Genomic DNA, 13138 nt, shown 5'->3' with positions numbered 1-13138 from the left:
GGTTCGTTTTGCTACGGGTTTTTACCTAGATCGAGGCGCACAATTCATCTCACGGACCAGCCCTCAAAGCTGATCTGGGTGAACAGGGCCCCGAGCGAGGTGGCCGCCCTCCGAAAAAGAACAGAGGGGCGGTGACTCACCCAAGACCGGTTCGACATCCGAAGCAAGAACTTGAACTGAATTGAAGAAGGAAGAAATCCAAATGACCGCCTCGAAGATCCTCTCCGCCGTTGCTGTTGCCCTGATGGCCGTTGCCGGCGCCGCCCATGCCGAAAGCTATGAAGGCGTGCATCAACTGACCTCGGCCGCCAGCCGCGCCGACGTTGCCGCCCAAGCCGTCGTGGCCGCGCACAGCGCCAACCCCTACGCCACCGGCGCCAATGCAGGCCCCGCGCAAGTGATCGTGTCGAACACCAGCCGCGCCGCCGTGCGTGCCGACGCTGTCGCCGCCGCACACAGCGCCGACCCGTACGCCGAAGGCGCTTCGTCGGGCGTGGCCCCGATCGTCGCCAGCACCGTCGACCGCGCTGCGGTTCGCGCCGCAGCCCGCGCTGCTGCCCACGGCGACGCACTGCCGCTGTAAGCAACAGCCAGAACGCTTCGCCGACGGGATCGGCGAAGGTTCCAGGTCTTCATGAAAAGCCGGCCCTGCCAACGCAGGGCCGGCTTTTTTCATGGGCCATGACCGTGAATTCTTGGCCGAAAGTCACATTGCCTTGGCCTTGCGCATCCCTCATGATTTGGGCGCGGGAGGGATGGCCGCCAGAGCGCATGCTTTCGCATTAACGCATCGCCGTGGTGCGGACACGCGAGAATCGAGCGTCGTTCCGACCGCGAAAAATGAAAGCACGATCCGTCGCCAACCAAGCGACGACCCACTACGCATGGCCCTCACTCTCGACCCCGAAGACACGCGCGGACGCATCCACGACCTGGTGTGGAGCGGCTTCCATGTCGATGCCGACATCGGCTGGATGATCACCGACGAGTACCTCGATCCGGATGAGCTCACGCCCGAGGACCGCGCCTGGATCAAGGCCGAAACCACGCGCGCCTGCGCCGCCAAGCGCGCCGCCGAGGCGCAGTGGCCCGCGCAGACCGAGTACGACCGGCTCGAGGCCGTGTTCGCGCAGCTGCGCAGCGAAAAGATCATCGCCCTGCACCGCGCCGGCAACACGCTGTCCGACGGGCACGACGACGTGCGCGAGCAGTGGCGTGCGGCCGGGCGGCTCGAGTCCGGCATCCGCGGCTGCTGCTTCTATCACGCACAGGACCTGGATGGCGCCGTGCGCTCCGGCCGCCTGTACCTCGCCTTCAGCGGCGGCATGATCCCCGAGATCGCGCAGCGCGAAGCCAACACCGTCGTGGTCGGCCGCCGCATCGTCGAGCTGCTGCGCGACGCCGGCTTCGGCGCGCAATGGAGCGGCAACATCAACGAGCGCATCGAAGCCGACCTCGGCCAATGGCGCAAGCGAGGCCCCGCCGCGTGAGTGCGCAGGCCTGGCAGCCGCCGCGCCGCATCGACGCGATCGACTTCTGGCTGCGCTCGCGGCTGCTCGCCACGGCCCACGCCCTGCGCGAAACCCTGCGGCCCTCGGCCCGGCGCTGGCCCACAGGCCAACACGCGCTGGCCGATGCGCCGGTGCTCGCGCAGTACCGAACCCCCTTGTGGTCCGACGGCCGGGCCGATGAATTTCCCTTGGTCGCCGGCAAGGTGCACAACCTGCGCGTGGCGCGGCCGGCCTTCGACGCCATCGAGGTGCCGGCCGGCGAGGTGCTGAGCTTCTGGCGCCAGCTGGGGCGACCGGGCGCCGGGCGCGGCTTCGTGGTCGGGCGCGAGGTGCGCGGCGGCTGCGTGGTGCCGACGCTGGCCGGCGGGCTGTGCCAGCTGTCGAACGCGCTCGCCACGGTGGCCGTGCGCGCGGGCTTCGAGCTGGTCGAGCGCCACGGCCACACGGCGCGCATCGAGCAGGCCGACACGCCGGACGGCGACGCCGTCGATGCGACGGTGTTCTGGAACTACGTCGACGTGAAGCTGCGCGCCCGGCACGCCTGGCGGCTCGAAGTGGCGCTGACCGACACCGAGCTCGTGGTGCGCATCCGCGCGCGCAAGCCGCGGGCGGTGCCGGCCGAGCCCGTCACGCTGCGGCGCACGAACGACGACACGCCCACGGCGCTGCCGCTGGCGCTGGCGCGCGGCTGCCTGAGCTGCGACCAGACGGCATGCTTTCGCCACCGTCCGCCGGTCGATGTCGGCGCCGAAGGGCGCACCGCCGTGCTCGTCGATGGCTGGACGCCGGAGTTCGCACGCCACCTGCGCGAGGCGCATCCGCAAGCGCAGCGCATGCAGCCCGTGCCGCTGCGGCTCGCGTTCTGGCGCGTGCCTTCCACCGGTTGGCATCGCGAGCCCGCGACGAACGCAGCGGTGACCACCGCGTGGGCCGCGAGCCTGCGCCGCGCCGTGTGGCAGCGGCTCTGGGCGCGGCAGGCAGGCCGGCGCCAGGCCAGCCTGATCGACGGCCAGCGCTGGCTCGCGCAGGCCTTTGCCGCGCGGCTGGTGCCTGCGCACACGCACCTGGTGGTCGAGCAGTCGCTGCTGTCGCACCTGCAGCGCCTCGGCGCGCTCGACGGGCGCCGCATCACCGTGCTGGCCAGCGCACTGCTGATGGCCGAGATTGAAAAGCGGCTCGATGCCGCATCGCAGCGCTGGCCCGGCGACGCCACCTTGCGCGACTTCCGCGCCGATGCATCGCTGGTGCGCGACGAAGCGCTGGCGCTCGCGCGCGCGGCGGTCGTCGTCACGCCGCATGCAGGGGTGGCACAGGCCATGGCGCAGTACGCGCCGCAGGCCACGCTGCAGCGGCTCGACTGGGCGCTGCCGCAGGTGAAGACGACGCACAGCAAGCGCGAAGAACCACCGCTCGTCGTGTTCGCCGCCAGCGCGCTGGCGCGCAAGGGCGCGCGCGAACTCGCGGCCGCGCTGCAAGGCTGGCCGTGCCGCCTGCGCGTGCTGGGCGCGCCGTCGGACGACGCGCAGCTCTGGCAGGGCATCGAACACATTCAACACATGAACTGGCAAGGCGATGTGCTGGCCGGTGCGAGCGTCGTCGTGCTGCCCGCGCATGTCGAGCACGCCCCGCGCGCATTGCTGCGCGCCGTGGCGACCGGCGTGCCCGTGGTGGCATCGACGGCCTGCGGCCTGGCCGGCGTGCCGGGCGTGCACGAGGTCGCACCCGGCGACATCGACGCACTGCGCACCGCATTGCAGCAGGCCGTCCGCCTGACCTGAACGGAGAACAACCCCCGTGGCATCGATCGAACAGGCCCGCGCGGCCCTGGCTTCCCATGGCGCGCTGGCGCCGCAATCCGCCGCCGAGCACTGGCACGGCGAGCTGGCCTTGCCCGCCGCCCTCGTCACCTTCTACGAACAGGTCGGCCCGCTCGGCGAGTGGGTCAACGAGCGCGTGGGCTACGCGGGCCTCACGGTGCCGACCACCGGCAACCCGTTCAGCATTCCCGCGCTCTCGCGCCTGTGGCAGCTGCAGGCGGGCTACCGCTGGCACGGCATCACCGGCGAGCGCATCGCCGACTGGCCCGAGCATTGGCTCGTGGTGGCCGACCAGGGCGCCGATCCGTTCATCTTCGACCTGCGCACCGGCGCGATCCAGTTCGCGATGCACGGCACGGGCGCCTGGGAAGAAGACGAACCGCTCTTCGCCGACATCTTCGAGATGGCCGCCTGCCTGGGCACCATCGGCCAGGTGTGGGACGAAGCGGGCGACGCCATCTTCACCGACGAGGACGACTGCGAGGTCGATCCGGTGCACCGCGCGCGCCTGGTCGATCGCCTCGCGCCGCTGCTGGGCAGTGCGGCGGCGGCCGAAAACGTCGTCGACGTGTTCGGCTGGTAAGGGACAAAAGAAAACACATGAGCATCGACCTGCAGACCCTCAAATGCGGCGAATGCGGCAGCAGCGCGCTGCGCCGCACCGGCCTGAACGAATACACCTGCGCGCACTGCGGCTCGATGTCGCTGGTGGAAGACGACGTGTCCGACCGCCTCGAGCGCGTGCTGCAGCAGGTCAAGCACCACGCCGGCCAGCAGATCGCGGCCGAACAGGCGCTGCGCCAGAAGCAGATGGTGCGCACGGTCGGCTTCGTCGTGATCGGCTTTCTCGGCGTGGCGGTGGCCGTCCAGGTCGCGATGCTGCTGTTCGGTTCTGGCCAGCGCAGCGATACGCCTTCGGTGGCGCGCGCGATCGTCGATCGCACCATCGCGACCGACGGCCTGAAGCTCTCCGAGCCGCGCCAGGTGCTGGTCGGCGAGCGGCCGAAGCTCTTGGTGCTGGCGCGCAACGAGACCGGCCGGCCGCTCGAGCGGCCCGGCCTGAAGGTGGTGTTCCACGACGGCGACACGCGGCTGAACGAGCGCAACGAATCCCTGCCGATCGACGTGCTGATGCCCGGCGAGTCCGCGCCCGTGCTGGTCGACCTGCCCTCGGGCCAGAACGTCACGCGGCAGGACGTGACGGTCGAGAAGCTGTCCGAACCCCGCAGCGCCGCCGAAGGGCCGCGCCTGGCGTTCTCGCGCGTGCGGCTGGTGCAGCAGGGCGAGCGCGTGCGCCTGGTCGGGCGCCTCGTGCATGCGGGCGCCGCGGGCGCACCGGCGTTCGGCAGCATCGAGGCGCTGGTCACCCTGTACGACGACGCGGGCCAGGTGATCGGCGTCGGGCGCGGCCATGCGCCGGGTTCCGAGCTGGCGCCCGGCGCACGCACGGCGATCGATGTCGACCTCAGCCGCTTCGGCCGAGGCGCCGCCATCGCGGCGTGGGACTACCGCATCGGCTACCGCACGGTCACGCCCTCGGGCGCGCGCACGACGGTGCTGAGCGCCGACCGCGTGATCCGCACGGCCGGTGCGCCGGAGGCCTTCCACCCCGACCTGCGGCTGGGCACCGAAGACCTGCTGGCCGACGACAGCGAGCGCTTCGACCCGCGGCAGCTCGAACTGCTGCCCCTGGTGGCGGGGCGCAGCACGATCCAGCGGCCGCTGTTCATGACCGAGCTGGTGAACCGCAGCACCGACGCCATCGCCATCGCGCCCGGCGCCGTGATCTCGCGCTTCGGCGGCAGCACGGCCGACGGCACCACGCGCCTCGATGCGCTGGCCTCCCTGTACCCGGGCGAGCGCTTTCCGATCCTGCTGGAGCCCAAGGCCGTGGACCGCATCACGCAGACCCGCGTCGAGTGGAAGCCGATGCGCCGCGCCGCGCTGCCCGGCCCGCGCAAGCCGCTGGAGGTGCAGGTGACGGGCACCCAGGCCGGCACCGGCAGCGTGCTGCTCAACTTCAGCCAGCGCTTCACCTACAAGAGCGTGGAGGTCACGGGCACGGTGAAGAACCCCGGCACGGCCATCGCGGCCAAGGTGCGCCTGTGGGTCAGCCTGCGCGACCGCAACGACCAGCTGACCGGCTTCAAGCTGATCGAGAACCTGCCGGCCATCGCGCCGGGCGAGAGCGTGCCCTTCCAGGTCCATGTGACGCAGCACGGGCGCGATTTCGCGAGCGTCGCGACGCTATACCAAACCGAATAGCCCCGCGCGTGACGGCATCGGGCGGTTCGCGCCATGATCGCGCCATGATTCCGCTTTCGATCCTCGACCTTTCCCCGATCACCGAAGGCAGCGATGCCGCGCAGTCGTTCCGCAACTCGCTGTCGCTGGCGCAGCACGGCGAGAAGCTGGGCTACACGCGCTACTGGCTGGCCGAGCACCACGGCATGCCGGGCATCGCGAGCGCGGCCACGGCCGTGCTGCTGTCGCATGTGGGCGCGGGCACCTCCACCATCCGCATCGGCGCCGGCGGCGTGATGCTGCCGAACCACTCGCCGCTGGTGATCGCCGAGCAGTTCGGCACGCTGGAGTCGCTGTACCCGGGGCGCGTCGACCTGGGCCTGGGCCGCGCGCCCGGCTCCGACCAGCGCACCGCGCGCGCCCTGCGGCGCAACCTGGAGTCGGACGCCGACCAGTTCCCACAGGACGTGATGGAGCTCATGGACTTCATGTCGAAGAACCCGCAGCAGGCCGTGCGCGCCGTGCCCGGCGCGGGACTCGAGGTGCCGGTGTGGATCCTGGGCTCGAGCACCTTCGGCGCGCAGCTGGCGGCGCACCTGGGGCTGCCGTATGCCTTTGCCTCGCACTTCGCGCCGCAGCAGATCATGCAGGCCATCCAGATCTACCGCGAGACCTTCAAGCCTTCGGCGCAGCTGCAGAAACCGTACGTGATGCTGGGCTTCAACGTGTTCGCGGCCGACACCGACGCCGAGGCCGAGTTCCGCGCCACCTCGTGGCAGCAGGCCTTCGTGAACCTGCGCAGCGGCCGCCCGGGTCGCCTGCCGCCGCCGGTGGAGAACTACCGCCAGAAGGTCGGCCCGGCCGAGAACGCGCTGCTGGACTCGGTGCTGTCGTGCTCGGCGGTGGGCTCGGTCGAGACCGTGAAGCAGGGCGTGGAAGCGTTCGTGGCGCGCACCGGCGCCGACGAACTCATGATCACCTCGCAGGTGTTCGACCACGTCGCCCGGCTGCGCTCGTACGAGCTGCTGGCCGAAGCGTTCGGCCAGAAGAAGTAAAGCTAGGGCCTGTTCGCCCTATTTCTGGCGTCGCGAAGGTCTGCCACGGCGGGCCAATCAAGGCGCGTGACGCCGCGTGTGCATGCGCACACGCAAGGAGCGCAACGCCGAGTGGCCCGCCGTGGCAGACCTTCCCTTCGGGTTGGCTGGCAAAGGGGCCGTCTGCGGCGTTGCCCGCGCTTGCAAGGCTTCAGCCTTGCTGCGCACGGGCGCCTTGCAGCCAGCCCCTTTGCCAGCCAACGCGACGCCAGAAATAGGGTGAACAGGCCCTAGGCCCGCTTGCGGGCTTCCTCGTCCACGAGGTCTTTCTTCGAGAGCTTGCCCACGGCGGTCTTGGGCAGCTCGGCGCGGATCTCGAGCGCGCCGATCATCTCGTGCTTGCCCAGGCGGCTCTTCAGGAAGGTCTTGAGCGCGTCGAGCGTGAGGTCGTCCGCGCCGTCCTTCAGTTTCACGAAGGCCTTGGGCGACTGGCCGCGGTACTCGTCGGGCACGCCGATCACGCAGACCTCGGCCACCGACGGGTGTTCGTACACCGCTTCCTCGAGCACGCGCGGGTACACGTTGTAGCCGCCGCACAGCAGCATGTCCTTGGTGCGGTCGACGATGTACAGGTAGCCGTCGGCGTCCATCTTCGCGACGTCGCCGCTGCGGAAATAGCCGTCGGCGGTCATCGACTCGGCGGTGGCCTTCGGGTTGTTCCAGTAGCCCTTCATGACGTTCGGGCCCTGCACGCACAGCTCGCCGGGCTCGCCGAACGCGGTCACGTCCTGGGTCGGGTCGTCCAGGCTCACGAGTTTGATGCGCACGCGCGGCAGCGGCATGCCGCACGAACCGGCCTTGCGCACGCCGCGCGCGGGCGTGAAGGTGCCCACGGGCGAGGTCTCGGTCATGCCCCAGCCTTCGTTGAGGTGGCAGCCGGTGAGTTCGAAGAAGCGCTGCTCCACCTCCACCGGCAACGGTGCGCCGCCGGAGCCGCAGAACTTCAGCGAGCGCAGGTCCATCTCTTTGGCCTTGGGGTGCGAAAGGATGGCGGTGTACATGGTCGGCACGCCGGGGAACACGCTGATCCGGCTGGCCGCGAGCTCGTTCATCACCGCGTCGACATCGAAGCGCGTGTGCAGCACCAGCGCTGCGCCCAGGCGCACGCCCAGCAGCATCGCGGCGCTGAGCGCGAAGATGTGGAACAGCGGCAGCACGACCAGGAAGCGCTCCTTGCCCTCATCGAGGATCGGCGGCTCGCCGCGCGTCGATTCGTAGTACTGCGCGGAGGCCGACGTGAGGTTGGCGTGCGTGAGCATCGCGCCCTTGGGCAGGCCGGTGGTGCCGCCGGTGTACTGCAGCACGACGATCTCTTCGGCGAGGTCGCCCAGCGGGTAGGTCTGGCGCGCGCCTTCGCTCTTGAGCAGGTTGGTGAAGCGCACGTGCTGGTCGTCGGTGGGCACCGGTGCGATCTGGCCGGCACCCTCCAGCTGGGCCTGCACCTTGTCGCCCGCCGCGCCGTAGTCACCAAGGCTGCCGACCACCAGCGTCTTCAGGCGCGAGCTGTCGAGCAGGCGCGCCATCAGCGGGTACAGGTTCACGAGGTCGAGCGTGACGAGGATGTCGGTGCGGCTGTCCTCGATCTTGTGGGCCAGCACGCGCTCGGCGTCCAGCGGCGAGTAGTTCACCACCGTGCCGCCGGCCTTGAGCACGGCGAAGAATGCGATGGGGTAGTGCGGCGTGTTCGGCAGGTAGAGGCCGACATGCACGCCCGGCTTCACGCCCAGGTCCTGCAGGCCCTTGGCGGCGCGGTCGACCGCTGCGCCGAGCTGGCGGTAGCTGAGCGACTGGCCCATGAACTCGACGGCCGAATGGTCGGGCCAGCGCGCGACCGCTTCGTCGAGCATCTGCTGCACCGGCTTGACGGGCAGGTCGGCGTCCCAGCGCATGCCGGGCGGGTAGTTGCGCGTCCAGGGGGTGGGGTCGCCAGAGAGGGAAGGGGTCGCCATGCGTGTTGTCTCCGCTGTGTTTCGGGGCACTGTAGCGCCGGCCTTTCGCATCGTGGAGTGGCGGCTGACAAGCCGGCGACACGGGTTTTCCCGATTTCCCACACGCCGGATGCCCCTGTCGCCGGGCTGGGACAATGGCGGGCTTATGGCAAAACAACGGATCGTGGTCGGGCTGAGCGGCGGGGTGGACTCCGCGGTCACCGCGCACCTGCTCAAGCAGCAGGGGCACGAGGTGGTCGGCATCTTCATGAAGAACTGGGAAGACGACGACGACAGCGAATACTGCTCGTCGAACATCGACTTCGTGGACGCCGCCAGCGTGGCCGACGTGCTGGGCATCGAGATCGAGCACGTCAACTTCGCCGCCGACTACAAGGACCGCGTGTTCGCCGAGTTCCTGCGCGAGTACAAGGCCGGCCGCACGCCGAACCCCGACGTGCTGTGCAACGCCGAGATCAAGTTCAAAGCCTTCCTCGACCACGCCATGCGGCTGGGCGCCGAGAAGATCGCCACGGGCCACTACGCCCGCGTGCGCCTCGACGAAGCTTCGGGCCGGCACGAGCTGCTCAAGGGGCTCGACAACTCGAAGGACCAGAGCTACTTCCTGCACCGCCTGAACCAGGCGCAGCTGTCGAAGACGCTGTTCCCGGTCGGCGAGCTGCACAAGACCGAGGTGCGCCGCATCGCGGAAGAGATCGGCCTGCCCAACGCGAAGAAGAAGGACTCGACCGGCATCTGCTTCATCGGCGAGCGGCCGTTCCGCGACTTCCTGAACCGCTACATCTCCAAGGAGCCGGGCCCGATCAAGGACGACCGCGGCCGCAAGCTCGGCGAGCACCAGGGCCTGAGCTTCTACACGCTGGGCCAGCGCCAGGGGCTGGGCATCGGCGGCGTGAAGGAGAAGGGTGCACAGCGCGGCGCGGGCGACCATTCGCCCTGGTTCGTCGCGCGCAAGGACGTCGAGAAGAACACGCTGTGGGTGGTGCAGGGGCACGACCATCCGTGGCTGCTGTCGTCCGAACTGAAGGCGGACGACGCGAGCTGGGTCGCCGGCGAGGCGCCCACCGCGGGCGCCTACGGTTCGAAGGCCCGCTACCGGCAGGCCGATGCGGCCTGCGAGATGGCCGAGGGCGCCAACGGCGCCTTCAGCCTGCGCTTCGGAGCGCCGCAATGGGCGGTCACGCCGGGGCAGTCGGCCGTGCTGTACGACGGCGAACGCTGCCTCGGGGGCGGCGTCATCGTCTGAACCTGCCCTAGCGCGGCTGCCGCACGCTGTCTTCGGTGTGGATCAGCGCGAGCGGGTGGCGCTTGCCGGCGAGGTAGTCCTCGACGCAGCGCAGCAGCAGCGGGCTGCGATGGCGCGCCACGCTGGCGCGGATCTCGTCCACCGTCATCCACAGCGTGCGCACGATGCCTTCGTCGAGCGCGCGACCTTCCTCGCGCGCGCCCAGTTCGCCGGTGAAGGCAAAGCGCATGTAGGTCACGTCGGACTGCTCGGCCGAGCGCGCCATGTACACGCCGAGCAGCGCGGTCGGCGCGAAGGCGTGGGCCGTTTCCTCGAGCGTCTCGCGGATGCAGCCGTCCTCGGGCGACTCGCCGGGGTCGAGGTGGCCGGCGGGGTTGTTGAGCTTCAGGCCGTCGTCGGTCTGCTCTTCGACGAGCAGGAAGCGGCCGTCTTGCTCGATCACCGCGGCCACGGTGACATTGGGTTTCCAGCGTGTGGGCATCGTGGGCGCGAGTCTATCGGCATCTCGGCTATCGCACGACATAGCCGCTGAAGCGCCAGATGCGGTCGGCGTCGAGCCGGAAGCTCACCCGTTCGCGCAGCGTGCGCTCGGGGGTGTTGCCGAAGCGGGTCTCGTACTCGACGCTGACGTACTGGCCGGCCGCATCGGCGTCCGGGTCGGTCAGGACCTGCCGGTGCACGGCCACCCAGGTGCGCTGCTGCGGTCCGCCGAGCGGGGCGCGGCTTTTGGCCACCTTGCTGGCGAAGTCGGTGCGGGTGATGCGCTTGCGGGTGGCGGGCGTGGCGCCGTCCCACAGCTCGCCGGCCTCGTTTCGGTCGATCATCTGGATCGCCTGCAGGCCGCCGCGCACCATGTCGCTGGCCTCGACGTCTTCAGCGAGGGCGGGGAACAGGCCGCTGCACAGCAGGAGCAGTGCGGCCAGGAGGAGCCGGGGCATGGGGAAGGGCACTTGTTCGGACGGAACAAGTTGGAGGCCGACGGGAAGGAGGGGTTCCCCGCCCGGCCTGCCGGGGCGTGCGCTCAGCGAGCGTTGGAAGCTGCAGCGGCGGGCCGTGTGTCGACCTCGATGGTTTCCAGCCGGTAGCCCAGTCCGTACACCGCCAGCAGCAGGAAGCCATTCGAGGGGCGCAGCTCGAGCTTGGTGCGCAGGCGCGACACGTGGGTGTCGAGCGAGCGCGACAGCGCCTCGACCCCCAGCCCCCAGACCGCCTCGTGCAGGTGCTCGCGCGACAGCAGGCGCCCCAGGTTCTGGAACAGGAAGAGCGCGAGTTCGTACTCACGGTTCTTCAGTTCGACCAGCTCGCCGTGGACCCGGATGGTGCGCGAGGGCGGAAAGAAGTGGTACGGGCCGAACACCATTTCGGGCTCGTTGCGCGAGGGGTAGGCGCGGCGCAGCAGGGCGTTGATGCGGGCCTCGAACTCGATCGGGCGCAGCGGCTTGGCCATGAAGTCGTCGGCGCCGACATTGAGGCCTTCGACCATGTCGCTGTCGTCGTGGTGCTCGGTCACGAACAGGATCGGCATGCGGCTCTTGTAGTCCTGCCGGATCGTCTTGACGACGTCCGGGCCATTCATGTCCGGCAGGCGCCAGTCGAGGACCAGCAGGTCGAAGGTTTCGCGGCGCATGGCGTGCAGCAGCGCCTTGCCGGCGGCGTACGTGTGGCACTCGTGACCGAGGCTCGCCATGGATTGGTTGATCAACCGGAGTTGGTCCGGCTCGGTGTCGAGTACTGCAATGCGCATTCCATTCCCTTGTTCCGCCCTGTGTGGACCTCTATGTGTCCGCAATATGAATCGAAGTGTATCTATCTGCGTCTGAAATCATTGCTGTGAATTGCTATTAATTCACGCAAATTGATTTTATGTATGTGGTTCAATTGCTAATTGAATCCAATTGGTGTTAGTTGATTGCAATCTAGAACCAGAGCGAGCGAAGGCGCCACAAGCGCTTCTGCGGCGGTCACCCGTGTTTCCCCCGGGGTCGTGCCGGCCGCCAATTTGCTATCAATTAAATAGCTACATGTGCAGTGCCTGCGGGCGTTGAGCAGCAAAAAGAACGCGGCATTCTGGCGACAGGTGCGCTTGTAATCTTGCTGTAAGCTCTGCCCGCAATCCGTGCTGCCCCTTCCCCCTGAGGAGAACTCTATGTTGATAGGCGTGCCTGCCGAGACAGCGGCTGGCGAAACCCGAGTGGCCGTTACACCCGAAACGGTGAAGAAACTGGTGGCCTCCGGGCATACCGTGCGTGTGCAGGCCGGTGCCGGCATTGCAGCCAGCGTCACCGACGCGGCGTACCAGACGGCAGGCGCCGAGATCACCGATGCGGCCGGGGCGCTCTCCGCCGACATGGTGCTCAAGGTGCGCACGCCCAGCGACGCCGAGGCGGCGCAGCTGAAGGCCGGCGCGGTCGTCATCGGCATGCTCAATCCTTTCGACGCGGCCGGCTTGCAGCGCCTGGCCGCTGCGGGCGTCACGGGCTTCGCGCTCGAAGCCGCGCCGCGCACCACCCGTGCCCAGAGCATGGACGTGCTCAGCTCGCAGGCCAACATCGCCGGCTACAAGGCCGTGATGATCGCGGCCGACAGGTACCAGCGCTTCTTTCCCATGCTGATGACCGCCGCCGGCACCGTGAAGGCCGCGCGCGTCGTCATCCTGGGCGTCGGCGTGGCCGGCCTGCAGGCCATTGCCACGGCCAAGCGCCTGGGCGCCGTCATCGAGGCCTCGGACGTGCGTCCGAGCGTCAAGGAACAGATCGAGTCGCTGGGCGGCAAGTTCATCGACGTGCCCTACGAGACGCAGGAAGAGAAAGACGCGGCCGAAGGCGTCGGCGGCTACGCCCGTCCGATGCCCGCCAGCTGGCTCACGCGCCAGCAGGCCGAGGTCGCCAAGCGCGTCGCGCTGGCCGACGTGGTCATCAGCACCGCGCTCATCCCGGGCCGCGCCGCGCCCACCCTCGTCACCGAGGACATGGTCAAGTCGATGAAGCCGGGTTCGGTGATCGTCGACATCGCGGCCGGCAAGGGCGCCGACGGCATCGGCGGCAACTGCCCGCTGTCGGAGGCCGACAAGACCGTGGTCAAGCACGGCGTGACCATCGTCGGCGAAACCAACCTCGCGGCGCTGGTGGCGGCCGACGCGTCGGCGCTGTATGCGCGCAACGTGCTCGACTTCCTCAAGCTCGTCGTCACGAAGGAAGGCGCGCTCAAGATCGACCTCGAGGACGACATCGTCGCCGCCTGCCGCGTCACGCAGGACGGCCAGGTCACGCGCAAGTAA

At 69.1% G+C, this 13138-nt stretch carries 12 protein-coding genes; 8 read left to right on the top strand and 4 right to left on the bottom strand.

The window, feature by feature from the left end; all coding sequences use genetic code 11:
• Window positions 1-202 precede the first annotated feature (202 nt).
• From FFI97_RS24730 to FFI97_RS24705, 6 genes are all read left to right on the top strand, one after another.
• Window positions 203-583 (top strand): helicase SNF2, encoded by a 381-nt coding sequence (locus tag FFI97_RS24730; RefSeq protein ID WP_139704294.1) that lies wholly within the window; start codon window positions 203-205, stop codon window positions 581-583.
• Window positions 584-884: 301 nt separating this feature from the next.
• On the top strand, window positions 885-1490 hold the full coding sequence (locus FFI97_RS24725; RefSeq protein WP_139704295.1) for a DUF6891 domain-containing protein: 606 nt from the start codon (window positions 885-887) through the stop codon (window positions 1488-1490).
• A complete protein-coding gene (locus FFI97_RS24720; RefSeq protein ID WP_260685142.1) occupies window positions 1487-3289 on the top strand; it encodes a VanW family protein in 1803 nt (600 codons plus the stop codon). The genes FFI97_RS24725 and FFI97_RS24720 overlap by 4 nt, the downstream gene beginning before the upstream one ends.
• Before the next feature lie 16 nt (window positions 3290-3305).
• Window positions 3306-3911, top strand: coding sequence for a hypothetical protein (locus FFI97_RS24715; RefSeq protein ID WP_139704297.1), 606 nt, complete (start codon window positions 3306-3308; stop codon window positions 3909-3911).
• A gap of 17 nt (window positions 3912-3928) precedes the next feature.
• Entirely contained in the window at window positions 3929-5593 is a 1665-nt protein-coding gene (locus FFI97_RS24710) for an FxLYD domain-containing protein (RefSeq protein ID WP_139704299.1), read from the top strand.
• 44 nt (window positions 5594-5637) lie between these two features.
• Window positions 5638-6627: an LLM class flavin-dependent oxidoreductase gene (locus tag FFI97_RS24705; RefSeq protein WP_139704301.1), complete on the top strand. Its 990-nt coding sequence runs from the start codon at window positions 5638-5640 to the stop codon at window positions 6625-6627.
• A gap of 269 nt (window positions 6628-6896) precedes the next feature.
• Here FFI97_RS24705 and FFI97_RS24700 read toward each other — a convergent pair whose 3' ends face one another.
• Window positions 6897-8615 (bottom strand): long-chain-fatty-acid--CoA ligase, encoded by a 1719-nt coding sequence (locus FFI97_RS24700; protein ID WP_139702229.1) that lies wholly within the window; start codon window positions 8613-8615, stop codon window positions 6897-6899.
• Window positions 8616-8760: 145 nt separating this feature from the next.
• Here FFI97_RS24700 and mnmA point away from each other — a divergent pair, with 145 nt between their 5' ends.
• Window positions 8761-9861, top strand: coding sequence for a tRNA 2-thiouridine(34) synthase MnmA (gene mnmA, locus FFI97_RS24695; protein ID WP_139702228.1), 1101 nt, complete (start codon window positions 8761-8763; stop codon window positions 9859-9861).
• 7 nt (window positions 9862-9868) lie between these two features.
• Here mnmA and FFI97_RS24690 read toward each other — a convergent pair whose 3' ends face one another.
• The 3 genes from FFI97_RS24690 to FFI97_RS24680 all read right to left on the bottom strand — a co-directional run bounded on the left by FFI97_RS24690 (window position 9869) and on the right by FFI97_RS24680 (window position 11605).
• Window positions 9869-10342: an NUDIX hydrolase gene (locus tag FFI97_RS24690; RefSeq protein ID WP_139702227.1), complete on the bottom strand. Its 474-nt coding sequence runs from the start codon at window positions 10340-10342 to the stop codon at window positions 9869-9871.
• Between the two features lie 28 nt (window positions 10343-10370).
• Window positions 10371-10799, bottom strand: coding sequence for a DUF4019 domain-containing protein (locus tag FFI97_RS24685; RefSeq protein WP_139702226.1), 429 nt, complete (start codon window positions 10797-10799; stop codon window positions 10371-10373).
• Window positions 10800-10882: 83 nt separating this feature from the next.
• Complete coding sequence (locus FFI97_RS24680; protein ID WP_062481504.1) at window positions 10883-11605, bottom strand: response regulator transcription factor; 723 nt, start codon at window positions 11603-11605, stop codon at window positions 10883-10885.
• A 402-nt stretch (window positions 11606-12007) separates the two neighbouring features.
• Between FFI97_RS24680 and FFI97_RS24675 the strand changes: the two genes are divergently transcribed.
• On the top strand, window positions 12008-13138 hold the full coding sequence (locus tag FFI97_RS24675; protein WP_139702225.1) for a Re/Si-specific NAD(P)(+) transhydrogenase subunit alpha: 1131 nt from the start codon (window positions 12008-12010) through the stop codon (window positions 13136-13138).

Source organism: Variovorax sp. KBS0712 (assembly GCF_006323185.2).
Taxonomy (GTDB): domain Bacteria; phylum Pseudomonadota; class Gammaproteobacteria; order Burkholderiales; family Burkholderiaceae_C; genus Variovorax; species Variovorax boronicumulans.
The sequence above is the reverse complement of the archived record's forward strand: the minus strand, read 5'-3'. Positions and strand labels throughout refer to the sequence as shown.

What these genes read in the sequence shown, in the direction of transcription:
- FFI97_RS24730 (WP_139704294.1), top strand. Translation starts at nt 203, where the DNA reads ATGACCGCCTCGAAGATCCTCTCCGCCGTTGCTGTTGCCCTGATGGCC.
- FFI97_RS24725 (WP_139704295.1), top strand. Translation starts at nt 885, where the DNA reads ATGGCCCTCACTCTCGACCCCGAAGACACGCGCGGACGCATCCACGAC.
- FFI97_RS24710 (WP_139704299.1), top strand. Translation starts at nt 3,929, where the DNA reads ATGAGCATCGACCTGCAGACCCTCAAATGCGGCGAATGCGGCAGCAGC.
- FFI97_RS24705 (WP_139704301.1), top strand. Translation starts at nt 5,638, where the DNA reads ATGATTCCGCTTTCGATCCTCGACCTTTCCCCGATCACCGAAGGCAGC.
- FFI97_RS24700 (WP_139702229.1), bottom strand. Translation starts at nt 8,615, where the DNA reads ATGGCGACCCCTTCCCTCTCTGGCGACCCCACCCCCTGGACGCGCAAC.
- mnmA (WP_139702228.1), top strand. Translation starts at nt 8,761, where the DNA reads ATGGCAAAACAACGGATCGTGGTCGGGCTGAGCGGCGGGGTGGACTCC.
- FFI97_RS24690 (WP_139702227.1), bottom strand. Translation starts at nt 10,342, where the DNA reads ATGCCCACACGCTGGAAACCCAATGTCACCGTGGCCGCGGTGATCGAG.
- FFI97_RS24685 (WP_139702226.1), bottom strand. Translation starts at nt 10,799, where the DNA reads ATGCCCCGGCTCCTCCTGGCCGCACTGCTCCTGCTGTGCAGCGGCCTG.
- FFI97_RS24680 (WP_062481504.1), bottom strand. Translation starts at nt 11,605, where the DNA reads ATGCGCATTGCAGTACTCGACACCGAGCCGGACCAACTCCGGTTGATC.
- FFI97_RS24675 (WP_139702225.1), top strand. Translation starts at nt 12,008, where the DNA reads ATGTTGATAGGCGTGCCTGCCGAGACAGCGGCTGGCGAAACCCGAGTG.